We start from the raw sequence: 24,947 nt of genomic DNA, 5'->3' as shown, positions 1-24,947 counted from the left end.
GGAGCAAGATAATTTCCTACCAAAACAACCGGATTCTTGGTGCAATTTGCCCTCACCGGTTAGGCTCCGCCGAATGTGGGAGCGGCCGTCGGCGCGGGTATGCGAGCTGATGCGGCAGGGCGCAGAGTTGATGGTCAACGTGCCGGAGCCGCAGCTCGGTGAGCTGGACCGGGCCATCCTTGCCTCCGAGCACATGCAGGGTATCGGGAGCGACCCGGTGCTTGCCGACGCGATCCGCCGCAACAATCGATCAAACCTCTTGCACTGGGCGGCCGCCAATATCAGTCGTCCTGGCGAACCGGTTCCGCCGAACACCAGAGAACCGCTCGCTATTGCTCGAGACTTGATTCGGCGCGGAATCGACATCCCGTGGTCGGTGGATGCCTACCGGCTTGGACAGAACGCGGCGTGGCGGTTCTGGATGCGGTTCGCGTTTCGGTTGACGTCGGATCCCGACGAACTGCACGAGCTGCTCGACGTGTCCGCGCAGTCGATTGGATCGTTCATCGACGCCACGGTCACCGAGGTCTACCGCCAGATCCAGAGCGAGCGCGAAGAGCTGACCGGGGGGACGCACGCCGAACGCCGGCAGGCCGTCGCGCTCATCCTCGACGGGGCGCCGGTCGATCGGCGGCATGTCGAGACTCAACTGGGCTACCGCCTCGATCAGCACCACACCGCAGCGGTGATCTGGGGTACCGAGTCGGAGACCACGCTCGCGGACCTAGACCGCGCCGCGGAGGTTTTGACCGGCGGTCCGAGCAGCCGGCCATCGCTGTCGATCGTGGTCAGCTCCGCGACCCGCTGGACATGGTTGCCGGGCGTCGAGGGGCCGGACCTGACCCGCCTGGCCGACGCGGTCCGGGACCTGCCCGGGATCCGCATCGCAGTGGGGCCCACGGAATCGGGGATAGAGGGCTTCCGGCGCAGTCACTTCGATGCGATCACTGCTCAACACACGATGGCGCGATCCAACTCTCACCAGCAGGTCGCCCGGTTCACCGACGTTGAGCTGATCGCGCTGATCACCGCCGATCCCGAACGGGCCGATCGTTTCGTCAAGCACGCGCTCGGAGATTTCGAGTCAGCTGACGAGGAGCTCCACCGTGCCGTGCTCACCTTCATCGGCGAGCAGTGCAACGCTTCCCGGGCGGCCGCGCGCCTGTATACACATCGAAACACCTTGCTGCGCAGGGTTTCTAGGGCAGATGAACTGTTGCCCAGGCCACTGGAAGAGAACAGCGTGCATATCGCGGTCGCATTGGAAGCCCTGCTCTGGCGTTAGCCGAAATCGACGGGCAATCTCGCCGCAAGGTCAGCGATGGTGGTGCCGAAGGTTTCGCGTGCCCGGATCGTTCCGGTAGCCGTGTCGATATCAATGATGGCGTGCTCGGTGTAGACCCTGCTGACGCAACGCAGACCGGTCAGAGGGTAAGTGCACGACGGAACCAGTTTGGCGGCACCGTCCCTGGTGAACAGATCCATCATCACGAAGACCTTCTTGGCACCGATCGCCAAGTCCATTGCTCCTCCGACGGCCGGGATCGCGCCCGGTTCCCCGGTATGCCAGTTGGCCAGGTCGCCGTTCTGGCTGACCTGTAAGGCTCCCAGCACGCACACGTCGAGGTGTCCGCCGCGCATCATCGCGAAGGAGTCGGCGTGATGGAAATAGGAGGCCCCGGGCATCTCGGTCACCGCGATCTTGCCGGCATTGGTGAGATCGGGATCGACGTCGTCGCCCGGTGCGGCGGGCCCCATGCCCAGCATGCCGTTTTCGGTGTGCAGTATCACCGCGTCGTCGGGTGATAGGTGATCGGCGACCAGTGTGGGCTGCCCGATGCCGAGATTGACATAGGAGCCCGCCGGGATATCCCGGGCGATGACGGCGGCCAGTTCGTCGCGGGTCAGGGGGCCGCGATCAACATGCTCAACTGTGGTGGCTGGCGTCCGCGTCACGAGCTCGTCTCCAGGATCCGATCGACGTAGATGCCCGGAGTGACGATCGCTTCGGGATCCAGCTCGCCGGTGTCGACGACACGGGACACTTCAGCGACCGTCAGCGCCGCAGCGGTAGCCATCACCGGGCCGAAGTTGCGGGCGGTCTTGCGATACACCAGATTGCCCGCGCGATCACCGACGTAGGCGCGGATCAATGCGACATCCGCGTGGATGGGGTACTCCAGCGCGTAGTCCCGCCCGTTGATGGTCCGAATCTCCTTGCCCTCGGTGAGCAGCGTGCCCACTCCGGTGGGGCAGTAGAACGCTCCGATACCCGCACCGGCAGCGCGGATGCATTCGGCGAGGTTGCCTTGTGGTACCAGTTCCAGCTCAATCTTGCCGTCGCGATATAGGCCGTCGAACACGTAGGAATCCGACTGGCGGGGAAACGAACAGATGACCTTGCGGACGCGGCCGGTGGCCAGCAGCGCTGCCAGTCCGATATCAGCATTGCCTGCGTTGTTGCTGACTATGGTCAGATCGCGGGCTCCCTGGGCGATCAGTGCATCGATCAGCACGGTGGGAAGGCCTGCCAAGCCGAATCCGCCTACCAAAACCGTTGCGCCGTCGGCGACTCCGGATACCGCTTCGGCGGCGGTGTCACAGACTACGGCACGGCTCACCGTTCGCCCTCTGAGTTGTCGTGGTCGGCCAGCACCTGTGCGGCGATGCGGAACGCGGTATTGGCATCGGGTACACCGCAATAGATGGCGGTCTGCAACAGCACCTCTTTAATCTCGTCGTTGGACAGGCCGTTGCGGCGCGCCGCGCGCAGATGCATGGCCAGCTCCTCATGGTGGCCCCGAGCCACCAGGGCGGTCAGGGTGACGATCGAGCGACTGCGTCGGTCGAGGCCGTCTCGGGTCCAGATGTTGCCCCACGCGTAACGGGTGATCAGGTCTTGAAAGTCGGCGGTGAACTCGGTGGTGCGTGCGATCGTGCGGTCGACGTGTTCGTCGCCCAGGACCTGTCGGCGCACCGACATTCCCGAGGTGTAGACCGGATCCGGCACCATCAGATGGGAGAGAATGAGGTTGACCGTCGCGTTGGGGGCCTCGACCGGTGCAAGGTGGCCGACATCGTCGAGCACCACCAGGCGGCCGTGTTGGACACCGGAAGCGATGCGCCCCAGCAGCTCCGGGGGAGTAGCGCCATCATGGGAACCGGCAATGGCCAACACCGGTGCAGCGATCTGACCGAGTCGTGCGGTGACATCGAAGTCGGCCAGTGCCTCGCAGGCTTGGGCATACGATTCGTCGTCGGCGCCGCGCAACGCATCAACCAGTGCCGCCACCAGCTCCGGCGCTCGATCGATGAAACCGGGTGCGAACCAGCGCTGCAGGGAAGCCTCGACGACCGCGCCGGTGCCCGATGTGCGCACGGTGTCCGCACGTGTCGCCCAGTCCTCGGTTCGGCCGACGGCGGCGCCGGTGCATTGCAGCGTGGCACTCGACACCCGTTCGGGGGCATCCAGCAGCAACTGCAAGCCGACCGCGCCACCGATCGAATTGCCGGCGTAATGGAACGCCGCGCGCGGTGCGATCTCGTCAACCAAGGCCAGCACGCCTGCCGCCAGGTCCGGCATCCGGAAGGGAGCTCCTGGACTACGACCGTGGCCGGGAAGGTCCCACGCGACGACGCGCAGCCGCTCGGCGAGCTGTTCAGCGGCCAAGCCCCACAGCGCGGTTGCGGAGGTCCCGAGCGATGGCCCGAGCACGATCAGGTCCGCGTTCGGCGGGCCGCCGAAGTCGGTGCCGACCAGCCGCGGCACGCTCATGTTGCCTCCAAGTGGTGGTGCGCGCGCTGCAGCACTGCATCGATGAGATGGCTTGCTGCCCCGGTGTAGTCGCCCCGAGTGGCTTTCCCGGTGAGTTCGGTCATCGCGCGCTGCTCACCGAGCAGGTCGCCCGCGGCGGCGAGATTCGTCGTGGCGCGATCGGTGTCGATGACCAGATTAGCCAGCAGATCTGTTGTCTGCGCGGCAGCTACGACGGTATAGCGGGACAAGGTCCGCAGGGCCGCCCATTCGGCATGCCAGCCGCCGTCGGAACGCTCATCGATGCTGCCCGCTGACGCGGCGTGCAAGCTGGCGGCCAGCGGCGGTGCCACCAAGCCAGCACGGCGGATCAGTACGGACAACACCGGATTGTTCTTGTGCGGCATCGTCGACGAACCGCCGCCGCGGCCCTCGGCCAATTCAGCGATCTCGGGCCTACTGCTCATCGCAACGTCATTGGCGATGTGGGACCAGGCGTCGCAACATGTCACCAGTGCGTCGCCGGCGCGGGTGATGACTGAGCGAGTGGTGTGCCACGGCGGGCCGTCAGCAAGGCCAAGGGTTGCGGCCAATCGTCCGGACAGGCTCATGGCATCGGTGGGTGAACCGGCTAACTCGGTGGCAGCGGCCAGAGTTCCCGCGGCGCCGCCGACCTGCACCGAAAGCCGCGGTAGTACGGCGACACAGTCGGCGCCGTCCAAAAGTCCGGTCAGCCAGTTGGCAAACTTCATGCCGACTGTGGTGGGCAACGCGGGCTGCGTCAAGGTGCGGGCAAGCATGGGGCTGTCACGGTAGGTCGCGGCCAGCGCGGCCAGGGTGCGTACTTGGGTGCTGAGCTCGTGGCGAACCCGATCCAATGCGTCTCGCAGGCAGAGCATCAGCGCGGTGTCGACGACGTCCTGGCTGGTTAGACCGCGATGTAGCCAGCGTGCCGGTTCGCCACCGGTGCGTTCGCGGAGTAACTCGAGCAGGCCCGGCACCGGGTTGCCGGTGATCTCGGCAGCCACGGCCACCGCCTCCATGTCCGCTGCCGAGATCGTCCTTGCCAGGTCGGTCCGCGCCGAGGCCGGCGCGGTACCGGCGTCGACAAGCACATCGAGCCAGGCACTTTCGACCCGCAGCATCGCAGCCAGGTACGCCGCGTCGCTGAAGATCGGCCCGGCCCGGTGGTCGCCGGGCCACAACAAGTCGGTCATGGTTGCCCCCGATAGCGCAGGAATACCGTCTCGTCGGCGCCCTGCAGCCTGATGTCGAACCGAAAGCCACCCTCGTCGGGCACCGCGATGAGGGTATGGCGACGCTCAGCCGGCACGGAATTCAGCAAGCGATCTGCATGGAGGCGATCGCCGGGCAGATAGGCACGGGTGAACAACCGGTTCAGCAGGCCGCGGGCAAACACGGCGACGGTGATGAATGGTGTCGACTGGTGGAGCGCACCAGGTTTCACCGTCGTGAAGCTGTAGTGGCCATTGGTATCTGTCGCGGCGCGTCCCCACCCGCTGAAGGTATCGCCGTCGCGGCGAAGCGAACTGGACGTTGGCACGGCGCCGCCCGCATCGGCCTGCCAGATCTCCAACAGCGCGTCGGGAACGGGCGCCCCGACGCCATCGGTGACGGTGCCGTGTAGCCCGATGGCACCGGTCGAGCCAGGGCGTACGAGCTCGTTGCCGTGTTCGAACGGCAACGCATAGCCGAAGAACGGTCCGATGGTCTGCCCGGGCGTGGCCGTCAGCTCAGTCATCGTGATCCTCGAACGGCGTTGCGGCTGGGCCGGTGAGCACGATGTCCCACCGGTATCCGGTGGCCCATTCGTGACTGGTGATGTCGTGGTCGTAGACCGCGACGAGCCGGTCGCGGGCTTTCTGGTCGGTGATCGATTGATAGATCGGGTCCAACGCGAACAGCGGGTCGCCGGGGAAGTACATCTGAGTGATCATCCGCTGCGCGAAATCAGTTCCGAACAAGGAAAAGTGGATGTGCGCGGGCCGCCAGGCGTTGTGGTGGTTGCGCCAGGGGTAGGGGCCGGGCTTGATCGTTGTGAACCGGTAGAACCCGTCGTCGTCGGTGAGGCATCGCCCCGCTCCGGTGAAATTGGGGTCCAACGGTGCGGAATGCTGATCCCCCTGGTGGATGTAGCGTCCGCTGGCGTTGGCCTGCCAGATCTCGACGAGTTGGCGGCGTGCCGGCCTGCCATTGCGGTCGACGATCCGGCCGGTCACCACGGTGCGCTCACCGATCGGTGTGCCCGTGTGCTGGGCCGTCAGATCGGCGTCCAGCAGGGCGACGTCGTCCTGGCCGAAACAGGGTGCCTGCAGTTCGGCGGCCTCTGGGTCTGCCAGGAGTAGGGCGTTTTTGGGATGCCGAAGCACGCTGCTGCGGTACGGCGGATAGTCGAGCCTGGGCTGGGTTTCCTCGAGGCCCGCATGCCGGTAATCGTCCTGGATCGCCTCGATTTCGGCGCTGATCTTCCCCTGACCGGTCATCGCTGCTCCAGCCGGGCCAGTTCATGGCGCCAGGCGGCGTCCGCGGTGAATGCGGGGCCGAGGTCGGGCAGATCTGCCCAATCTGCCTCATCGATCGGCTTGCAGGTGCCGCCCGCGCAGTGGACCCGCAGTGACATCGAAGCCAATTGGTCCAGGCTGATCGCTTGCAGGACAGCCTGGCGAACCGTGGCAGCTGCACTGGTGATTCCATGGCCGCGACAGATCACCACCGGCTTGCCCGCCATGGCGGCAACCATTTCTTTGCCGAGTTCCGCGGTGCGGATCAGCACGGCCCGCGCGTACACCGGGATGCCTCGGAGCGCGAGCCATGCACCAGGGATGTCGAAGGCCCCGTAGATGGGCTCGATCGTGATTCCCGCCAGGTCGGCGGCCACGACGGCCGGGGGATGCAGGTGGGCCACCGCCCGGTGTTCGGGATGAGCCAGCAGAGTTTCGACGTGGATCGGCAGCTCGTTGGGCACCCGATATCCGTCCAGTTCACCTGGCATGCCCGGTGTTCCGTCAAAGCGGATGAGCCGAATGTCGTCGGGGCGAGTGAATGCCACGCCGTCGTCTGAGTCGCTGCGACACCGCACGAGTAGGTGTTGTTCGTCGACTTGGGCACTGATGTGTCCGAGAATGCCGTCCACCAGACCCCGGGCGGCAGCGACTCGGCAGGCCTGCGCAACCTCAAGTCGCAGCGGCGCCAGATCGTCGGCGGTCACGCGGTACCCCCGGTCGTCATTCCGAACCCACCGTCGGGATGTGTAGTCCCGGCCGTGATACCGCGGGACCGGTCTGATGCCAGGAAGACGTAGCTCCAGGCGTGGTCCTGCGGGGTGAGCGCCACATTGAGGGGGGTGCGTGCCGCGAGATCACGTGCCCGGTTGGGGGTGTCGTCCAGCCGGATATGGTCGAGCGACAGGTTCTGCAAGCCGCGCAGGTCGGTGTTCAACGTTCCGCCCGGTGCAACGCCGTTGACCCGGATGTGCGGGGCGAGTTCGTAGGCGAGAGTGCTGACCAGGCCGCGTACGGCGAACTTCGACGCCACGTACAGCACACCGCCGCGGCCTGGATAGAACGACGACGCAGACTCGGTGAGGACGATCGACGACCGCTCCTGGGCTTGCAGCGCCGGGATGGCGGCCTTCACCGACTGCAGCTGACTCAGCACGTTCGTCTTGAACATCTCGTCAAACGCCGGCTCCAGCTCTTCGGCAGAGATATCGGTGATGCCCTTGTAGAAGTCAAAAATCCCGACGCAGTTGACCAGCGTATCCAGGCCACCGAAAGCCGCAACGGCGGTAGCGACGGCGCGCTGGTTCGCCTCGGCAGTCGTGGCATCTCCCTGTGTCACTGGAACTCCCGGCAATTGACTTGCCAACGCAGCGCATTTCGACTGATCGCGTTCCAACACCGCGACCTGGGCTCCCTCGTCGAGATAGGCGTCGACGACTGCTCGGCCGATGCCCGAGCCGGCGCCGACGACCAGCGCCCGCTTACCGTCCAGCCATCGTGTCACGGCAGGTCACTGTCGTCGGAGAGGAGCGGTTGATGCATGTTGCCGACCATCGCCGCCAGAGTGTAGGCGTTTTGCCAGGTCAATGCTTCAAGTTCCAGGGCGTCGAGACTGATCCATTGCCCCGACTTCGGCGAGGTGATCAGCAGCCGCGATCCGTTGCGGGTATCAACCCGGTGCAGCGTCACTTCGGTGAATTCGTTCGCGATGGTTATGGCGTCGCCGACCGCATTGGCCATGAGGTCGTCGAGTGCGCTCACAGGAAGACCGCCAGGTTCTGCATACGCAGGACCGACTCGTCGACATAGATGGTGCGCCGCGCCAACTTCCATTGGCCATCTGTGCGCCGCAGCAGGTCTTCACGGCCGCAGGAGACGAACGCCGCCTCGTTCACATCGCCGCGGCTACGGAACAGCAGCTCGGCCGACTCGACGATCAGGTGCTGATCATCGTCGCAGGCAAAGGTGCGGACGTTGGTGACGTGATGGCGTAGCCGTGACGGCGGGTCTTCGGTCCAGGCGTGCTCGGTCGCAAAGCGCGCGACGCGCCGGTTCAACGAGTACTTGTTCTCGTCGAAATGGGCCATGCCGGGCGAAGTGTCGAATCCAGCGCCAGAAGCGGTGGTCACCCGCACCGGCATGAAGTAGTGGATGTCCTCGGTGAGGGTGTCGAGCCATTCGGTGTACTGCTGTGCGTCGAGCAGATAGGCCTCGTCGACCAAGAACTGATGCGCCTGTAGGTGTCGGGCGTCGTTGAACGGCAACGGCTTAGCGGTACGGACCTTCTTGGGCGCATGGTCACCCAGAACTGCCAGTTCCCACGGGCCGCCGGCGTCTTTTGGTCGGGCAAACCCGGGCCGCTGACTTTTCTCGGCGGATGTCATACCCGGGCCTCCTCGCACGCCGACGTGCCGTTGGTCTGCACAAGGGGGGTGATTCCGTCGCGCTGCTTGCCCATCGATGCGGTATCCATCGTTACCGGAGCCATCTGGAGGTGATCGGCCCACATCCGAAGGATCGCCCGCTGATTGTTCTCGTTGTAGCCGACTTGAGCGGTGCCTGGGCCATGGAACAGCTCCGGTGGCAACGCGTCGACCACTGGGCTGTCGTCAGCGAGCAGGCCCATCCGTCCGTTGAGCAACAGTTGACGGGCCATGGAGCCGGCAGCGGTGTTGGTCAGCGACACCCAGTTCTCCACGTCATCCTGTTCGAACATGCCCGTGGAGCCAAAGCACATCAGGTAGGCCTTGTAGGAGTCCTTCTTGAACTGCTCGGGGGCGGCCGCGTCGACCGCGAACCACGAGTACACCTCGGTTTCGTTCGCACTGATCGGCTGCCAGGTGCGAATCGATATGAACGGCAACACATCTTCGCTGTCTTGAATCTTCGGCCAGTTGTGAACCAGGCTCATGTTGGGAAAGCACGATGCCGCCGAGATCATGAAGCCGTCGTCGGCGACCATGCGCTGGTGGTCGGCGGACCACACGTCCCTGATTCGCCCCACCATGTCGTCGGGGTAGCCGACGTAGCGCATCCGTTCCTCAAAGTTGCCGGGCGGCAGCTTGTAGGTCGTACCGCCGCCGCAAGTCGCCCAGTACGTCGCACCGTCTTTGCGCTTCTGCGCCTTCGGTTCACGAAACAGCCCGATATCAACGACAGAGGCGTGGGTATGCGGGGTGTGATACATGTCCCCGGCGAAGTTCTCGACGCCGATCTTCCAATTCGCTTTGATACGCCACCGTTGCGGGCCGCGCACCTCAAGACCGCTGCGGCTCTGCTTGGTGTAGAAGTCGAGATAGAACTTGAAGTCGCCAAGAAACTCGTCGAGCGGGGGAGCCTGCGGGTCGAGGCTGATGAAGATCAGACCGTTGTAACTGGCGAGGCTCGGTGCCGGCAAGAGCGTCTGGCCTCGCTTGGAAAATCCGGCCTCGCCGCCATAGGCCTCTTGGTGGAACGGCAGGCCGGTGATGCGCCCGTCGTTGCGATACGACCAGCCGTGGTAGGGGCACCGGAAATTGGAGGCATTGCCCATCTCGGCGCGACAGATCTGCATCCCGCGATGCAGGCACATGTTGAACATGGCCCGCACGTCGCCCTTGGAGTCCCGCGCAATGATGAAGGAATCGTTGAGCAGGCGTCGCACGACGTAGTCGCCGTCTTGGGGGATCTCCGACTCATGCGCGACGAACATCCAGGCGCGACGGAAGAGCCGCTCCTTCTCGAGTTCGAATATTTCGGCGTCGTTGTAGATGTGCGCTGGGATCATTCCCCGCCGGACCTCATCGAGGACATGCCGGTGATCACTCATCGATGCGTCTCCAGTCTTGAAGGCCCACGATATCTGGTATGCAGAGAAAATCCCCGGGGCGTGAAAAAACTCTGCCAGGATCAGGGCTCAAAGGTCAACAACGTTGAGTAGTGTCTCTGGTATGCAGAACAACGAGCCTATTTGGCCACCCGGCGACGCGGCCCTGGATCGGGGTGTGCCGCAGTATCCGATCGGATCGGTGGATAGGGCGCTGAAGCTTCTGCTGTTACTGGGGGAGCAGCCGCAGATCCGTTTGACCGACGCGGCGAATCACTTGGGCGTCGCATCCTCCACCGCTCACCGTCTGTTGGCGATGCTGCAGTATCGGGGCTTCGTGCGCCAGGATCCGGCGTCCAAGGCGTATCACCCGGGACCGGCGCTGATGAGCGTGGCGTTTTCGGTGTTCAACCGCATCGATATCGAGGGTGCGGCAAAGCCGGTGCTGCTGCGTCTCAGCGACCGCCTCAACGAGTCGGTGCATCTGGGCGTACTTGAGGGCGCCACCGTTCGCTTCATCGCAGCCGCCGAGGCGCAGGCCGCGGTGCGGGTCGCCTCACGCCTGGGACGCGCCATGCCTGCGCACTGCACATCGACCGGCAAGGCGTTACTGGCGCGCCTGTCTGATGCCGACATCGCCCGGCTGTATCCCGACGAAGAGCTGCAGCGTGTGACGAAATATTCGGTGAGCACCCGCACGGAGCTGCAACGCGAGCTCGGTCGGATTCGACGGCAGGGCTACGCGGTGAACCGGGAGGGAAGTGAGGACGGCGTTGCCTCGGTCGCGGTGCCGATTCCCACGCGTGCGCCGGGCGTGCTGCTGGCGCTCAATGCCGCAGCGCCCGTTCACCGTCTGAGCAGTTCGCAGTACCGGGCGGTGGCAGCTGTGCTGGTCGAGGCGGCCAACGAGATCGGCGACCAGATCGGCTAGGCGCTACGACGGGGCCAAGAGCAGCTGCGCCCGCCGCGCCAAGAGGCGACGTACCGCATCGTCCATGTGCTCATCGATCAGTCGAATCGCCAGGTTTTCATCTCCGGCGCCGATCGCCTTGCGCAGCACGACATGTTCGGCAACTTGTTCGCGCAGGTCGGGGTAGGCCTCTTCGAGTTCGCCGAGCAGGATGCGAGTTTCCGAAAGCAGGGTCCGCATCGCGCGGTGCAGTCGTGGACTGCCGGCACACTCGACCAGCACCTCATGGAACGCCTGGTCGGCGTCGGCCGCCGCGGTGCCGTCGCCTTGGGCGGCGGCCACCCGCAGGGCCTCCACCGGGCCACGCAATCGCGCCGCCGCGCCGCGGGGGTCACCGCCGAGCACTTCGATCACCGCGGCGCGTTCGATGGCTTTGCGGGCCTGATACACGTCGCGGACGTCGTCATCGGTGAGCTCGACGACGAAGATGCCCCGGTTGCGTTCGCTACGCAGCAACCCTTCGGCCACCAGCCGCTGCATCGCCTCACGCACCGGCCCACGCGACACCGCAAACTGCGCGGCCAGACTCGCTTCGCCGAGTTGCTGACCCGGCAACAGCCGGCCACGGGTGATCGCCTCCCGCAGTCGTTCGGCGATCAGCTCGGCCGTCGAGGCCCGGCTCAGTGGCTCGAACCCGGCATCGTGTGAGATTGTCATCGCCCATCCTCGAACAATGCGCCCAGCCCGGCGGTCCGCCGGGTGATCCCGGCGATGCGCAAACCTTCCCACACCGTCACCACATTGGCTGTCAGTACCGGCTTGCCGAGCAGTTCCTCGAGTTCGTCGACCTGATCGACGGTGTGCATGGCGGTGTCGGGAATCAACAGTGCGTCTGCCCGGGGAGAATCATTGCGCAGCGCCAACTCCCGGACCTGACTTGGCGTCAACCGGCCCACCTGAGCGGCCGTGGGGATGCCGGCATCGCCCATGGCTTCGACGGTGACGCCCTGGGCGGCAACGAAGTCCACGAACAGCTGAGCGATGTCGCGCGGATAGCTGGCCGCGACCGCAACGTGGCGGCAACCGAGCGCGGCTAGCGCATGCACGAACGCGAACGAGGTGCTCGATGCGGGAACACCGGCTTCCGCTGCCAGCCGCTCGACCTGCTCGGCCGCGCCCGTAGGTCCAAACACGAAGCTGCCCGATGTGCACGCCCAGATCACCGCGGCGGGCCGTTGCGGTGCCAGCAATGCCGCACCGCGGGCGAGTTTGTCTGGGCTGCCGAGATCCATCAGCTCTGGTAGGGCATGCAGGTCGGTGCCGTAGATGTGCACCACGGGCAGGTGCACGTCCAGCAGACGGGCGGCGCGCGGGTAGTCGGACTCGGCGGCGTGGTCGGGATAGATGAACCCGACGGTGGGTTGCGCGGCGGTCATTGCGGGGCTCCGGTGAAGACGTCGCGGAGCCATCGGCCTGGGCCCATCATCGGCAGGTCCATCCGGCCCAGGCATGCCCACATCGTGAGTTGGTTGGCCGTGAGGATCGGCTTGCCTAGCATCTGCTCTAGCGGCGCGATGATGTCGTAGGTACGCAGGTTGGTGCAGCTGACGAAGACGGCCTGCGACTCTGGGCGATCCGCAGCCAAGATCCGTTCGGCCACGGTGCGGTAGTTGACTTTCCAGATGCCCCCGCCCAGTCCCAGGTGATCCGAGTGCAGCACAGACACCCCGAGCTGATTCAAGAACACGCGCAGCAGGTCGGTCAGCTCCTCGTCGTAGGGGGTCAGCACGCTGATCCGTGCGATATCCAGCGCGATAATCGCTTCGGCCAGTGCTCCCGACGTGGTGACCGCCATCTTGGCGCCGGCGGCTTCGATCGCAGAGACCAAGGTCTTCTCATACTCGACGCCGTGGATGAAGCTGCCCGACGAGCACAGATAGGCAACCACTTCCGGTTCGACGTGTAGAACGTCTCGGGTCGCCGCCTGTAGGTGGTTGGTGTCAGAAACCAGCTCCGCCATGGCCCGGCTGACCGGGACCGGTTCGTAGTGAGTGCGGGCCAGGTGCAGCGTCACCTCGGCGGGGATCCAGCGCCACAGTTCGCGTTCGATAGCCAGATCGAACGGCGCGATGATGCCGACACCGCGTTGATCGACCGGCCCGTCGAAGTCCGGCAACTCCGGAAACTGGGACAGATCCATGGGTTTCCCCATACCGACGTTCCACCCCCAGGCCAGCCCTGGATTGTTGACAATCATACGATCTGTTTTTACGGTGTCAATGTGGACGCGCGGCCGGTGGTGACCGTCCAGCACGGTGAGTCGGTTCCCGCCCAACTCGATTCGATCAGCGCAGACGCGGAGCTGCGCATGGTTCCGTCGTCGCGGCTGGCCGACGGGATTGTCGGTGCCGACGTGCTGTTCTTATATGACTTCTCTTCTCCTGCACTGGAATCGGTGTGGCCTTCTGCCGAGGCGTTGCGCTGGGTCCAAGTCGCCGCGATCGGTGTGGACGCCGTGCTGTTCCCTGGGATGATCGACAGCGATGTCGTGGTCACCAATTCGCGCGGCATCTTCGAGGAACCCATTGCCGAGTATGTGCTGGGGCAGATCCTGGCCTTCGCCAAGGACTTCCGGCGCTCCGGGGAAGCTCAGCGTGCCCACCGGTGGGAGCACTTCGACAGCGAGCCGATTGCCGGTGCCTCGGTCACGATCGTCGGGCCGGGGCCTGTCGGGCGGGCTACCGCCCGGTTGCTGCGGGCCGTTGGTATGTCGGTGCAAGGCGTCGGCCGCTGTGCCCGCGAGGATCCCGACTTCGGCTCGATCACCACCGACGTGCTCGCCGCAGTCGCCGATGCCGACTATGTGGTGCTGGCCGCGCCATTGACACCGCAGACCCGGAGCATGGTCGATGCCGGCGTTCTTGACGCGATGCGGCCGACTGCGCGACTGATCAACGTGGGGCGTGGCGAGCTGGTGGACACCGGCGCTCTGGTGGCGGCGCTGCAGTCCGGCGTCATTGCGGGCGCGGCCCTCGATGTCGTCGACCCAGAGCCGCTTCCGGCCGATCATCCGCTGTGGAGTGCGCCCAACGTCAGCCTGACGCCGCATAACAGCGGTGACATCCGGGGTTGGCGGAATCTGTTGCAGCAACAGTTCATCGCCAACTTCAGGCGATATGTCGCTGGGCAGCCACTGCACAACGTCGTTGACAAGCAGATGACCCGGTACGCATCCAGTGGAACTGGCTGAGGGGGCTGAGATGACCGAGCCGACCGAACTGACCGCCCTGCAACTGGTTGCCGCCTATACCTCCGGCGAGCTTTCCCCGGTGGAAGCCACCGCGGCCGCGATCGCGGCCATCAGTGAACGCGACGGCGAGGTCAACGCCTTCTGCCTGGTCGACGAAGAGACTGCGCTGTCGGAGGCCCGTAAGTCCGAAGTCCGCTGGGGTGGCAACTACACCAAGGGCCTGCTCGACGGGGTGCCGATCGCGATCAAAGACGTCTTTCATACGGCCGGTTGGCCGACTTTGCGGGGATCGCTGCTTGCCGACGCGGCGGGGCCGTGGCCCGACGACAGCCCGGCGGTGGACAAGATCCGCGACGACGGCATGGTGCTGCTCGGTAAGACGACCACCCCGGAACTGGCGTGGAAAGGCGTCACCGACAGCCCGCGCACCGGCATCACCCGCAACCCCGTTGACACCAGTCGCACCGCGGGTGGCTCCTCGGGCGGCAGCGCCGCCGCGGTCGCCGCCGGAATGGTGCCCTTGGCTATCGGCACCGACGGTGGTGGCAGTATCCGGATTCCCGCAAGCTTCTGCGGTGTGGTCGGCTTCAAGCCCACTCATGGCCGAGTGCCGATGTATCCGATCAGCCCGTTCGGGCCGCTGGCGCACGCCGGCCCGATAACCCGGACCGTCGAAGACGCTGCGGTGCTGATGGACATCATCGCGCTGCCGGACTTTCGTGACCCCACATCGTTGCCGGCGACTTTGACGACCTACCGCGGCGAGGTCCGGCGCGACGTGGTCGGTCTCGACGTCGCGTATTCGCCGACTCTGGGATATGTCGACGTCGACCCGCAGATCGAATCCGCGGTGGCCGAGGCGGTAAAGGCGCTGGCCGACGCGGGATTGAACGTCTTGGCGGCCGATCCCGGCTTCGCCGATCCGATCGACGCGTTCGAGGTGCTGTGGGCAACCGGGGCGGCGGGCAGCCTGCGTGGCCGGGAAAGCGACCGCGGGCTCGTCGACCCCGGGCTGGCGGACATGTGGGATCGGGGGACGGCGGTGTCCGGCGTCGACTATCTGGCGGCCCGCCAGGTCAGTGTGGATCTGGGAGTGGCCATGGGGCGCTTCCACGAACGGCACAACCTGCTGATCACGCCGACCCTGCCGATTGCGGCCTTCACCGCCGGCCACGACGTGCCGGTCGAATCCGATATGCGGTGGTGGGCGCAGTGGACGCCTTTCACCTACCCGTTCAACATGACTCAACAGCCGGCGCTGAGCATCCCGATCGGCACCACATCGGAGGGGTTGCCGATCGGCATGCAGATCGTCGGGCCCCGGCACAGCGACGATCTGGTGTTGGCGGCCGGTCTGTTCGCCGAGCGGGTGCTGGGCTCCTGACGGCGAGCAGACGCAAAATCCCGCAAAACTCGCCTGTTTTGGACGATTTTGCGTCTGCTCGGCGATCAAGCCCTTGTGAAGGCCAATTGTTCGCCGACCGCGCCGGCCATCCACAAGTCGTTGCATGCGGCGGCCATCTCGGTCAGGCCGTCCTCGATCGTGGCGAAAACATTGCCGGGCACCCACCCGACATCGCCGTTGATCAGCAGGTTGTTGCGGCCGTAGAAGATCGCCAAGTCGGTGGCGCCCAGCGGTGAATTCGCTTGGCCGTCCTTGTCATAGCCGTAGGCGGGGTTTCCGATGTCACCGGCGTCGAAGTCGAAGAAGCAGACGTCGCCGGGGATCGGCGTGACCGTGGTGTTCTCCCGGCCCGGTGTGCCCAACGGCGGCAACAGCGTGTAGACCTCGTTGCGGGCGTACTTGCCGTGAAAGGCCTGGCCTGCGACGGGTAACGCCTCCCAGACCACCGCGCAGGTCAGGGGCGCCTGCTCGTCGAGCAGTCGCGCCCGGCAAGACACCCCTCGTCCGGTCAGCGTGATGGACAGGAAACGTGCCACAGCATTCCCTTTCCTTCCCGGCCGGGTCTAGACCGGGTCGAAGACGCGGCTGGCGATGAATGTCGGTCGCGGAACGGCAGCGCCGAACGGCTCCACCAGAGCGTTCTCCACGCTGTTGTAGACAATGAAGACGTTCGAGCGCGCATACGGCGTGATGTTGCTGCTCGAGCCGTGCATGCAGTTGCTGTCGAAGAACACCGCGGACCCGGCCGGGCCGGTGATCTGACGAATCCCGTGCTGATCGGCCAACCAGGTCAGGCTCGCGTCGTCGGGCGTGCCGATCTCCTGCTGCTTGAGCGACGAGCGGTAGTGATCCGGCGGGGTCTGGCCCGGGCAAGACACGAACCAACGGTGCGAGCCGGGCATGATCATCAGCGATCCGTTGCTGTCCAGGTTCTCGGTCAGGGCCACCGAGACGCTGACCGCGCGCGGGGTGGGCATGCCGTCTTCGGCGTGCCAGGTCTCGAAATCGGAGTGCCAGTAGAACTCTCGGCCATTGAATCCCGGCTTGAAGTTGACCCGGCTCTGGTGCACGTAGACATCGGATCCGAGCAACTGACGGGCCGGTCCTACCAGGCGCGGGTCGGCGACCAGCGCAGCGAACGCCGGGCTGATCCGGTGCACCTCGAAGATGGACCGGATCTGGCCGCTGTCGCGCTCGCAGATCGAACGCTCGTCGGCGGCCAGCGCGGCGTCCGCCCGCAGGCGGTCCAGTTCGTCACGCAGGTCCTCCACCACGTCGGTGTCCACCAGGGTTTGGACGGCCAGAAATCCGTCGGCGTCGAACTGCGCGACACGGTCCGGGCTCAACGGGCCGCCGTTGACTTCGGCAGTCCAGACCACCGGGTCGTGCCGGGGTTCGATACCGATCGTGACGTTATTGCGCGTGGGGTAGCGGTCGGTGAGGGTTTCGGCCAGAGGAGGAGTCACGATGCGGTCTCCTGTGGTTGTTCAGTGAGCAGGGGATACGCGCCGGTGTCGTCGTGCACCTCCTGACCGGTGACCGGCGGGTCGAACACGCACACCATGCGCAGGTCGGTGTGGGCGATGACCCGGTGGTGCTCGTGGCCGTCGAGCAGGTACAGCGTGCCGTCGTGCAGCGGGTGCACCTCGCCGGTTTCGTCGTTGATCAGCTCGCCTTCGCCGCCGACGCAGTACACCGCCTCAACGTGGTTGGCGTACCACATCGACGTTTCAGTTCCTGCGTACAGGCACGTCTCGTGCATCGAGAACCGCTGTCCGTCGCGGGCCAGCAACAGCCGCTGGCTGTTCCACGTCTTGGACTGGACGTCGCGGTCTGTGCCCTTGATCTCGGCGAGGGTACGGACGATCATCGGCTGACTCCTGAGGTGGTTGCGGTGAGTTCGCGGGCGGCGACGGCTTCGATCGACTTGGCGGCGATCATCAGACCTTCGGCCAGGTCGTCATCGTCAATGACCAAGGGCGGCATCAGTTTTACGACTTCGCTTTCAGGACCAGAGGTCTCCAGCAGCAGGCCTCGCTCGAAGGCTTCGCGGCATACCGCTCCTGCCAGCTCGGGGCGTTCGAAGGCCACGCCGCGGATCAGCCCACGGCCCCGGGTGCTGACGCCGGGAATCGGGTCCACCACTTCGGTCAGCGCCTGTTCGATCAGTTCGCCCTTACGCAAAACGGACTTCTCCAGGCGGTTGTCGGTCCAGAAGTTCAGCGCGGCAGCGGCGGTCACGAACGACGGGTTCTGGCCGCGGAATGTGCCGTTGTGCTCGCCCGGCTCCCACACGTCCAGTTCGGGCTTGAGCAGCGTCAATGCCATCGGGAGCCCGTACCCGCTGATCGACTTGGACAGGCAGACAATGTCGGGAACGATGCCAGCCGCCTCGAAGCTGAAGAACGGCCCGGTGCGCCCACAGCCCATCTGGACGTCATCGACGATCAGCAGCAGGTTGTGGCGCTTGCACAGGTCGGATAGGCCGCGCAACCATTCCAGGCGGGCCACATTGATTCCGCCTTCGCCCTGAACAGTCTCGACGATCACCCCTGCCGGGTCGTTCAGGCCGCTGCCGCTGTCCTGCAGCAGTCGCTCGAACCAGATGAAGTCGGGGGTAGCGCCGTGAAGGTAGTTGTCATAAGGCATCGGGGTGGCGTGCACCAGCGGAATCCCGGCACCGCCGCGCTTCATCGAGTTGCCGGTGACACTCAGCGAACCCAGCGTCATGCCGTGAAAAGCGTTGGTAAAGCTGATGATGCTCTCGCGTCCGGTGACCTTGCGCACCAGTTTCAGCGCCGATTCCACCGCGTTGGTCCCGGTGGGGCCCGGAAACTGCACCTTGTAGTCGAGTCCGCGAGGCTTGAGAATCACGTCGCTGAAGCGCTCCAAGAACTCGGCCTTCGCGACGGTGTTCATGTCGAGGCTGTGCACCACTCGATCCGAGCTCAGGTACTCCAGCAGCGGCGCCCTCAGATCGGGGTGGTTGTGGCCGTAGTTGAGCGCTCCGGCGCCGGCAAAGAAGTCCAGGTATTCCTTGCCGTTGACGTCCCACATCCGGGAGCCGCTGGCCCGGTCGAACGTCACCGGCCACGACCGGCAATAACTTCGTACTTCGGATTCCAGGGTTTCGAAAATCGTCATAGTTCCTCCGTCCGTCGGTCACATACAACGGAACGGAACGACAGGTCGACATCAAACTCGTGCCGCGGGTGATCTCGGCTCGACCCACCACCCCGCTCGTATGCCCCCGCACTAGGTCTGTCGGGGCTCACGTTTGCGCGCCCGTGACCTTACCGAGACCATTTCGTGATCTCAACCTTGCCACGCCGTCACTGGCGACGTGGGTGTACCCGAAGCGGTCCGATGCGAAACAGTTCCTCTGCCAGATGAGATTCGGCGAACAAGTCCGCTCCGAACAGCACGGAACACTCCAGTGGCGCGTCCCATCGGCGGGCGAAGGCGCTGAAGAGCCGTCGGCTGGCGTCGTTGTCCGGTGTGATCGAGGTCTCAAGATGCGTAACACCCTGAGTGACCTGCGCGGTCGCCAGGTGATCGAGCATCCGGCCGGCCAGGCCGGCTCCCCGGTGGGCGGCGTTGACCGCCACTTGCCAGACCATCAGGGTCTGCGGCTGCTCGGGACGCCGATAGCCGGTGACGAAGCCGCCGAGTTCATGCGGCGGTCCCAGTTTCGCCTCTCCTGCGTCGAGCCTCGCTGAACCGCCGAGTTTATGCGGCGGTCCCAGTTTCGCCTCTCCTGCGTCGAGCCTCGCTGAACCGCCGGGCCCTCCGTCTACCTCGGCAACTACCGAGGTAGAGGCGAAATCGCGGCACCAAAGCAGATAGGCGTAAGGCGAATTGACGTCGAGAGTGGCGCTGTCGACCGCCATCTGCCATAGGGCACGGCCGTCCGCCACAGTTGGTGTCCGAAGCCGGACATGATCCGTAGCCGTCATCGTTTCGACGGTACTTGCCGGCAGGCTCAGGGTTGCGCTGGCGTATCGGGCGGCGGCCCGGGCGGCACTCGGAGGGTCCGCAGCGCTTCGAGCGCAGAGCGGCCTTCCGGCTCGGCGTTCACCGGTACCAAACGCAGGGCGGCCAGGGGGAACAGTCCGCACAGCGCGAAGGCCACCGGGTAGCCGGCGGCGCCGATCAGCGCACCGAAGAGCGGGGGAGCGATGCCGGCGGTCAGCCGCTGGGTGGTGTTCTGGATGCCCAGCGCGCGACCGCTCCAGTACGGGCCGGCGATTTCGGCGACTGCTGTCGAGGCCAATCCGTTGTCCAGCACGGTGATAACCGCCGCGATGACCATCGCGGTTTCGGCGAGACGGGAGTGCAGATGGTCGGCGGTTCCCAACGCCAGCATCGCCAGCGCCCCGGCGACGGCGAGGCTGCGAATCGGCCGCAGCCGCGAGCGCACGCGGTCGGACCACCGACCGGCTGCAACTCGCCCCGCGGCGCCGAGCAACTGCGACACCGTCACCAGACCGCCCGCGGCGGCGATCGACCAGTCGGTGTCCACGATCAGCCACACCAGCATGTACGTGGCGAGCACGCACTGCGGAACCATCAACAGAGCCGAAGACACATGAATGCGCCACAGCACCTTTGAATCGCGGTAAGGGCTGGCGAGTTCGCTGCCGGAGGCCGCCGACCGTGGCCTGCGCGGTGGATCGACGACACCGATTGCACACGCCACCGCCGCAACGGCGCACAGCGTTGCCGGGAACATCAGCGCCCGCGCCAGTCCGTGCTCAGCCAGCTCGGGAATCACCTCGGCCCCCAACGCGATGCCCAACGGTTGGGCGGTCTGGCGGATACCCATCACCAGTCCGCGCTGGTGAGGCGGGAACCAGCCGGTCACCAACCGCCCGCTGGCGCTGTTGGCACTGGCGGCGGCCATACCTCCGAGAAAAAGGAAAGCGCCGACCCCGACCAGTGACTGCATCGATGCCGCCGCGAACGTGGCCAGCGCGGTCAACGCGGAACCCACGCTCAACACGATCCGTTCGCCGATACGGTCCAACAGCGCTCCCCAGGCGAACAGGGTCAGCACCATTCCGAAGCTGGGCATGGCGGCCAGCAGGCCGGCCATTGCCAGGTTGGTTTCCCTCTTGGTCTCCAGCATTGGGATGACGAAGGCGATGCCGTTGATGAAGACGAATGAACACAGCGTGGCCATCAGGGCGACGACCACGACCGACCAGCGAGCGGCTTTCCCGATCGGCTCGGTGGACATCCGACCATGCTTCCACAGGCCCACCTACCAGGTAGGTGACCTGAGCCGATTGATGGCGACCCATTGCGCCCGGCTCCGTCGCGCTTGTGATCGCCATTAGGCTTGTGCAAATGCGACTAGGCCGAATTGCCAGCCCGGACGGGGTCGCCTTCGTCAGTATTGAAGGAGACCCGGACCGGCCACACGAGATGACCGCTCGCGAGATCGCCGAGCACCCGTTCGGGACACCGGAGTTCACCGGCCGGTCCTGGCCGCTGGCCGACGTGCGCCTGCTGGCACCGATCCTTGCCAGCAAGGTGGTCTGTATCGGCAAGAACTACGCGGCCCATATCGCCGAAATGGGCGGCGCCCCACCGGTCAACCCGACGATGTTCCTCAAGCCCAATACCGCCATCATCGGGCCCAACGTGCCGATTCAGCTGCCCGCCAATGCTTCCCCCGTGCACTTCGAAGGCGAGCTGGCCGTGGTCATCTCGCGTCCGTGCAAGGACGTTCCGGCCGCGCGGGCCAAGGACAATATCCTCGGCTACACCATCGGCAACGACGTGTCGGCCCGTGACCAGCAACAGTCCGACGGTCAGTGGACCCGGGCTAAAGGCCATGACACCTTCTGCCCGATCGGACCGTGGATCGTCACCGACCTCGACCCCGCTGACCTAGCGATTCGCACCGAGGTCAATGGGGTGGTGAAGCAGGACAGCCGGACTTCGCTGATGATGCACGACGTCGGCGCCATCGTTGAGTGGATCTCCGCGGTGATGACTCTGCTGCCCGGCGACATCCTGTTGACCGGCACCCCCGATGGTGTCGGCCCCATCGAGCATGGTGACACCGTGTCGGTCTCCATCGAAGGCATTGGCACTCTGTCCAATCCGGTCATCCGGAAGGCGTCCAACCCCGTTATCCACAAAGGAAACTCGTGACCACATCTGGTGTTCGTGTCCGGTTCTGCCCATCACCGACCGGTACGCCGCACGTCGGGCTGATCCGCACCGCCCTGTTCAACTGGGCTTACGCCCGCCACACCGGCGGAACCATGGTCTTTCGGGTGGAGGACACCGACGCCGAACGCGATAGCGAGGAAAGCTATTTGGCGCTGCTGGACGCGCTGCGCTGGCTGCATCTGGACTGGGATGAGGGCCCCGAGGTGGGCGGGCCCTACGGCCCGTACCGGCAGTCGCAGCGCGCCGACATCCACCGTGATGTGGTGGCGCAGCTGCTGGCGGCGGGAGAGGCCTACGAGGCGTTCTCCACCCCGGAGGAGGTCGAGGCCCGCCACCTCGCTGCCGGCCGCAACCCCAAGCTGGGTTACGACAACTTCGACCGCGAGCTGACCGCCGAGCAGCGGGCCGGCTTTCTGGCCGAGGGCCGCAAGCCCGTCGTGCGGCTGCGGATGCCCGATACCGAGCTCGGCTGGGCGGACCTGGTGCGCGGTCAGACATCCTTTCCCGCGGGCACCGTTCCCGATTTCGCGCTGACCCGCGCCAACGGGGACCCGCTGTACACGTTGGTCAACCCGGTCGACGACGCCATGATGAAGATCACCCACGTGCTGCGCGGCGAGGACCTGTTGCCGTCCACACCGCGCCAGATCGCGCTGTATCAGGCCCTGATTCGCATCGGCGTGGCTGATCGCATCCCGGAATTCGGCCATCTGCCAACCGTTTTGGGTGAGGGCACCAAGAAGCTGTCCAAACGTGACCCGCAGTCGAACCTTTTCGCGCATCGCGACCGCGGTTTCATCCCCGAGGGGCTGTTGAACTATCTGGCACTGCTGGGCTGGTCGATCGCCGACGACCGCGACGTGTTCAGTCTCGACGAGATGGTCGCCGCGTTCGATGTGGTCGACGTCAACTCCAACCCGGCCCGGTTCGACCAGAAGAAGGCCGATGCGCTCAACGCCGAGCACATCCGGCTGCTCGAGCTGGACGACTTCACCGCACGATTGCGCAGTTTCCTCGACACCCACGGTCATGACACCGGCCTGGACGACGCCGGTTTCACGGCCGCCGCGGCGTTGGTGCAGACCCGCATCGTGGTGCTCGGCGACGCATGGCCGCTGCTGAAGTTCTTCAACGACGCTCACTACGAGCTGGACCCGCGGGCCGCCGCCAAGGAGCTGGGCCCCGACGCGGCTCCGGTGTTGGATGCGGCTATCGCGGCGCTGGAGGGTGTGGGGGAGTGGACCACCGCCGAGATCGAGGCTGCGCTGAAGGCCGCGCTGCTGGACGATCTGGGGCTCAAACCACGCAAGGCGTTCGGCCCTATCCGGGTCGGGGTCTCCGGCGGATTGGTCAGCCCGCCGCTGTTCGAGTCGCTGGAACTGTTGGGCTCAAACCGCAGTTTGGACCGGCTGCGGAGTGCCCGAGACGGCGTTGGGGAAGCGCGATGACAACTTCGCGCTAGAAGTTTGGTAGTCTGCTCGTCGGCCCAAGAACGGCTGACCAGTAGTGCCTCACCGGCACTCTGACCAGCGGTAATGGCCGGCCAATGGGGTATGGTGTAATTGGCAACACAGCTGATTCTGGTTCAGCCATTCTAGGTTCGAGTCCTGGTACCCCAGCAAAAGCGGTCCGCTGCAAGTGATTAGGCGGGCCGTACGGGTTGAGCTATGCTGGCAACCCGGAAATGTTCTAGCCCCCGTCGTCTAGCGGCCTAGGACGCCGCCCTCTCACGGCGGTAGCGTGGGTTCGAATCCCATCGGGGGTACATCGCAAAAGGCCCGCACCGTCAAGGTGCGGGCCTTTTGCGATGACCTAGGTCCGAGTGGGCTCAGTTGCCCTTCGGAGCGGTGGAACCAGCCAGCGGCATGGCCGGCAACCCGAGCTTGCGGTGGTCCCAGGAGCGGGTGCGTTGTGTGACGATGCGCACAGCCACCCGGTTGTTCATCATCGCGTCGACGCCGGGCTTCATCTCGTCGCTGTAGGGACCGGTGTAGCGCTCCCAGACGCTGACGCCCACCCGGAAGATGGTCTCGGGGTCGTCGACGATCTCGGCGACGCCCTCGAACGCGGCCCCGCGCAGTGTGTCGTACGTCTGGCCGGCCTCCAGAAGGAAGGTGACCCGCGGATCGCGGCGCAGGTTGACCGCCTTCTGGGACTTGGCCTTGGTCTCGAGCCAGATCTCGCCGTCGAGCACCGCGTACCACATCGCGGTCAGGTGGGGCTGGCCGTCGGGCCCGATGGTGGCCAGTGTTCCGGTGCGGTGAGCGTTGACGAAGTCAGCGACCTCGGCATCGGTCATGACGATCTGTGCGCGCTGTTTGGTTCCCATCTCTGCAGTCTGACAGGCGGACGGGGGGCCCCGCGCCCGGGTTACAGCCGGGCCGTCAGGTCGCCGGCCGCCGCGAGCAGGTCGGCGGCCCAGCGCGCCCCCGGGCGACGCCCCATCCGGTCGATCGGGCCCGACACCGAGATCGCTGCCACCACCGTGCCGCGGTGATCGCGCACCGGCGCTGACACGCTGGCTACCCCGGGCTCGCGCTCGGCGACGCTTTGTGCCCAACCCCGGCGGCGCATCTCCGCAAGGGTGCGGCTGGTGAACTTGGCTTCCGCCAGCACTTCCTCTTGCACGGCTGCATCGGAGTAGGCCAGCAAGACTTTGGCACCCGAACCGGCGGTCATCGGCAGCCGGGCGCCGACCGGAACCGTGTCTCGCAGCCCCGCAGGCGGTTCCAGTGCCGCAACGCAGACTCTTTCGGAGCCTTCGCGACGATACAGCTGCACGCTCTCCCCGGTGATCTCTCGCAGCCGCGGCAGCACCGTCGCGCCGGCCGCCCGAAGCGGATCGTCGGCATGGGCGGCCAGTTCGCTGACCGCGGGTCCGATCTGCCAGCGGCCCTCGTTGTCACGCCCGAGCAGCCGGTGGGTCTCCAGGCCTGCGGCCAGCCGGTGGGCGGTGGCGCGGGGCAGGCCGGTGCGGTCGCACAGTTCGGCCAGCCCGCACGGCGATTCGGCGATTGAGTGGAGCACCGCCAGTGCTTTGTCCAGAACGCCGATGCCGCTATGCTGTCCCATATACAGATACTAGCGTCTCAAAATATGAGACTGTGCAGATTTGGGG

Annotated in this window: 28 protein-coding genes and 2 tRNA genes; 8 read left to right on the top strand and 22 right to left on the bottom strand. The window is 65.6% G+C overall.

Annotated elements, in window-relative coordinates:
* Positions 1-73: 73 nt before the first annotated feature.
* Positions 74-1,285: a PucR family transcriptional regulator gene (locus tag NM962_00485; protein ID UVO12683.1), complete on the top strand. Its 1,212-nt coding sequence runs from the start codon at positions 74-76 to the stop codon at positions 1,283-1,285.
* Here the strand turns inward: NM962_00485 and NM962_00480 are convergent.
* Genes NM962_00480 through NM962_00430 form a run of 11 tightly spaced genes read right to left on the bottom strand, consistent with a single transcriptional unit; the run spans position 1,282 to position 10,084 of the window.
* Positions 1,282-1,956 (bottom strand): 3-oxoacid CoA-transferase subunit B, encoded by a 675-nt coding sequence (locus NM962_00480; protein ID UVO12682.1) that lies wholly within the window; start codon positions 1,954-1,956, stop codon positions 1,282-1,284. The two genes, NM962_00485 and NM962_00480, sit on opposite strands and share 4 nt — an antisense overlap.
* The gene (locus NM962_00475; GenBank protein UVO12681.1) at positions 1,953-2,621 is read right to left on the bottom strand and encodes a 3-oxoacid CoA-transferase subunit A; all 669 of its coding nucleotides are present in this window, start codon (positions 2,619-2,621) and stop codon (positions 1,953-1,955) included. Before NM962_00475 ends, NM962_00480 begins: the two co-directional genes overlap by 4 nt.
* Positions 2,618-3,775 carry a 4-carboxymuconolactone decarboxylase gene (gene pcaC / locus NM962_00470; GenBank protein UVO12680.1) on the bottom strand — a complete coding sequence of 386 codons (1,158 nt, stop codon included), beginning with the start codon at positions 3,773-3,775 and terminating at the stop codon, positions 2,618-2,620. The genes NM962_00475 and pcaC overlap by 4 nt, the downstream gene beginning before the upstream one ends.
* Positions 3,772-4,971 carry a 3-carboxy-cis,cis-muconate cycloisomerase gene (gene pcaB, locus NM962_00465; GenBank protein UVO12679.1) on the bottom strand — a complete coding sequence of 400 codons (1,200 nt, stop codon included), beginning with the start codon at positions 4,969-4,971 and terminating at the stop codon, positions 3,772-3,774. Before pcaB ends, pcaC begins: the two co-directional genes overlap by 4 nt.
* Positions 4,968-5,516 (bottom strand): protocatechuate 3,4-dioxygenase subunit alpha, encoded by a 549-nt coding sequence (pcaG, locus tag NM962_00460; protein UVO12678.1) that lies wholly within the window; start codon positions 5,514-5,516, stop codon positions 4,968-4,970. The genes pcaB and pcaG overlap by 4 nt, the downstream gene beginning before the upstream one ends.
* Positions 5,509-6,258, bottom strand: coding sequence for a protocatechuate 3,4-dioxygenase subunit beta (gene pcaH / locus NM962_00455; protein UVO12677.1), 750 nt, complete (start codon positions 6,256-6,258; stop codon positions 5,509-5,511). The genes pcaG and pcaH overlap by 8 nt, the downstream gene beginning before the upstream one ends.
* Positions 6,255-6,983 (bottom strand): class II aldolase/adducin family protein, encoded by a 729-nt coding sequence (locus tag NM962_00450; protein ID UVO12676.1) that lies wholly within the window; start codon positions 6,981-6,983, stop codon positions 6,255-6,257. Before NM962_00450 ends, pcaH begins: the two co-directional genes overlap by 4 nt.
* Positions 6,980-7,780 (bottom strand): 3-(cis-5,6-dihydroxycyclohexa-1,3-dien-1-yl)propanoate dehydrogenase, encoded by an 801-nt coding sequence (gene hcaB / locus NM962_00445; protein ID UVO12675.1) that lies wholly within the window; start codon positions 7,778-7,780, stop codon positions 6,980-6,982. Before hcaB ends, NM962_00450 begins: the two co-directional genes overlap by 4 nt.
* Positions 7,777-8,016, bottom strand: coding sequence for a dihydrodiol dehydrogenase (locus NM962_00440; GenBank protein UVO14924.1), 240 nt, complete (start codon positions 8,014-8,016; stop codon positions 7,777-7,779). The genes hcaB and NM962_00440 overlap by 4 nt, the downstream gene beginning before the upstream one ends.
* A gap of 17 nt (positions 8,017-8,033) precedes the next feature.
* Positions 8,034-8,660: a 3-phenylpropionate/cinnamic acid dioxygenase subunit beta gene (locus tag NM962_00435; protein UVO12674.1), complete on the bottom strand. Its 627-nt coding sequence runs from the start codon at positions 8,658-8,660 to the stop codon at positions 8,034-8,036.
* A complete protein-coding gene (locus NM962_00430; protein ID UVO12673.1) occupies positions 8,657-10,084 on the bottom strand; it encodes an aromatic ring-hydroxylating dioxygenase subunit alpha in 1,428 nt (475 codons plus the stop codon). The genes NM962_00435 and NM962_00430 overlap by 4 nt, the downstream gene beginning before the upstream one ends.
* Positions 10,085-10,205: 121 nt before the next feature.
* Here NM962_00430 and NM962_00425 point away from each other — a divergent pair, with 121 nt between their 5' ends.
* On the top strand, positions 10,206-11,012 hold the full coding sequence (locus NM962_00425) for an IclR family transcriptional regulator (GenBank protein UVO12672.1): 807 nt from the start codon (positions 10,206-10,208) through the stop codon (positions 11,010-11,012).
* A 3-nt stretch (positions 11,013-11,015) separates the two neighbouring features.
* On the opposite strand, the gene NM962_00420 is transcribed toward NM962_00425, so the two are convergent.
* The 3 genes from NM962_00420 to NM962_00410 are packed head-to-tail and all read right to left on the bottom strand — an operon-like array spanning position 11,016 to position 13,191.
* Positions 11,016-11,708, bottom strand: a complete 693-nt coding sequence (locus NM962_00420) for a GntR family transcriptional regulator (protein UVO12671.1) — start codon at positions 11,706-11,708, stop codon at positions 11,016-11,018.
* On the bottom strand, positions 11,705-12,427 hold the full coding sequence (locus NM962_00415) for a maleate cis-trans isomerase (protein UVO12670.1): 723 nt from the start codon (positions 12,425-12,427) through the stop codon (positions 11,705-11,707). The genes NM962_00420 and NM962_00415 overlap by 4 nt, the downstream gene beginning before the upstream one ends.
* Positions 12,424-13,191 (bottom strand): Asp/Glu/hydantoin racemase, encoded by a 768-nt coding sequence (locus NM962_00410; protein UVO12669.1) that lies wholly within the window; start codon positions 13,189-13,191, stop codon positions 12,424-12,426. Before NM962_00410 ends, NM962_00415 begins: the two co-directional genes overlap by 4 nt.
* Before the next feature lie 81 nt (positions 13,192-13,272).
* Here NM962_00410 and NM962_00405 point away from each other — a divergent pair, with 81 nt between their 5' ends.
* Positions 13,273-14,241, top strand: a complete 969-nt coding sequence (locus tag NM962_00405) for a D-2-hydroxyacid dehydrogenase (protein ID UVO12668.1) — start codon at positions 13,273-13,275, stop codon at positions 14,239-14,241.
* A gap of 10 nt (positions 14,242-14,251) precedes the next feature.
* Positions 14,252-15,625, top strand: a complete 1,374-nt coding sequence (locus NM962_00400) for an amidase (protein UVO12667.1) — start codon at positions 14,252-14,254, stop codon at positions 15,623-15,625.
* A gap of 65 nt (positions 15,626-15,690) precedes the next feature.
* On the opposite strand, the gene NM962_00395 is transcribed toward NM962_00400, so the two are convergent.
* The 6 genes from NM962_00395 to NM962_00370 form a co-directional block, all read right to left on the bottom strand.
* Positions 15,691-16,182, bottom strand: coding sequence for a DUF3830 family protein (locus NM962_00395; protein UVO12666.1), 492 nt, complete (start codon positions 16,180-16,182; stop codon positions 15,691-15,693).
* A gap of 27 nt (positions 16,183-16,209) precedes the next feature.
* Positions 16,210-17,112: an ectoine hydroxylase gene (gene thpD, locus NM962_00390; GenBank protein ID UVO12665.1), complete on the bottom strand. Its 903-nt coding sequence runs from the start codon at positions 17,110-17,112 to the stop codon at positions 16,210-16,212.
* Positions 17,109-17,516, bottom strand: a complete 408-nt coding sequence (locus NM962_00385; protein ID UVO12664.1) for an ectoine synthase — start codon at positions 17,514-17,516, stop codon at positions 17,109-17,111. The genes thpD and NM962_00385 overlap by 4 nt, the downstream gene beginning before the upstream one ends.
* Positions 17,513-18,790 carry a diaminobutyrate--2-oxoglutarate transaminase gene (ectB, locus tag NM962_00380; protein UVO12663.1) on the bottom strand — a complete coding sequence of 426 codons (1,278 nt, stop codon included), beginning with the start codon at positions 18,788-18,790 and terminating at the stop codon, positions 17,513-17,515. Before ectB ends, NM962_00385 begins: the two co-directional genes overlap by 4 nt.
* 188 nt (positions 18,791-18,978) lie before the next feature.
* Positions 18,979-19,536 carry a diaminobutyrate acetyltransferase gene (gene ectA, locus NM962_00375; protein ID UVO12662.1) on the bottom strand — a complete coding sequence of 186 codons (558 nt, stop codon included), beginning with the start codon at positions 19,534-19,536 and terminating at the stop codon, positions 18,979-18,981.
* Between the two features lie 92 nt (positions 19,537-19,628).
* The gene (locus tag NM962_00370; protein UVO12661.1) at positions 19,629-20,885 is read right to left on the bottom strand and encodes an MFS transporter; all 1,257 of its coding nucleotides are present in this window, start codon (positions 20,883-20,885) and stop codon (positions 19,629-19,631) included.
* A 110-nt stretch (positions 20,886-20,995) separates the two neighbouring features.
* Between NM962_00370 and NM962_00365 the strand changes: the two genes are divergently transcribed.
* The 4 genes from NM962_00365 (at position 20,996) to NM962_00350 (ending at position 23,594) form a co-directional block, all read left to right on the top strand.
* Positions 20,996-21,808, top strand: a complete 813-nt coding sequence (locus tag NM962_00365; protein UVO12660.1) for a fumarylacetoacetate hydrolase family protein — start codon at positions 20,996-20,998, stop codon at positions 21,806-21,808.
* The gene (gltX, locus tag NM962_00360; GenBank protein ID UVO12659.1) at positions 21,805-23,277 is read left to right on the top strand and encodes a glutamate--tRNA ligase; all 1,473 of its coding nucleotides are present in this window, start codon (positions 21,805-21,807) and stop codon (positions 23,275-23,277) included. Before NM962_00365 ends, gltX begins: the two co-directional genes overlap by 4 nt.
* 99 nt (positions 23,278-23,376) lie before the next feature.
* Positions 23,377-23,448, top strand: a tRNA-Gln gene (locus NM962_00355).
* 73 nt (positions 23,449-23,521) lie between these two features.
* Positions 23,522-23,594, top strand: a tRNA-Glu gene (locus tag NM962_00350).
* Between the two features lie 63 nt (positions 23,595-23,657).
* On the opposite strand, the gene NM962_00345 is transcribed toward NM962_00350, so the two are convergent.
* Positions 23,658-24,158 (bottom strand): PPOX class F420-dependent oxidoreductase, encoded by a 501-nt coding sequence (locus NM962_00345; protein UVO12658.1) that lies wholly within the window; start codon positions 24,156-24,158, stop codon positions 23,658-23,660.
* Between the two features lie 41 nt (positions 24,159-24,199).
* The gene (locus NM962_00340) at positions 24,200-24,901 is read right to left on the bottom strand and encodes an IclR family transcriptional regulator (GenBank protein ID UVO12657.1); all 702 of its coding nucleotides are present in this window, start codon (positions 24,899-24,901) and stop codon (positions 24,200-24,202) included.
* Positions 24,902-24,947 lie beyond the last annotated feature (46 nt).

The organism is Mycobacterium sp. SVM_VP21 (assembly GCA_024758765.1).
In the GTDB taxonomy this organism is placed as follows: Bacteria; Actinomycetota; Actinomycetes; order Mycobacteriales; family Mycobacteriaceae; genus Mycobacterium; species Mycobacterium heraklionense_C.
Note: the sequence above shows the minus strand (reverse complement) of the source record. Positions and strands in the feature narration are given on the sequence as shown.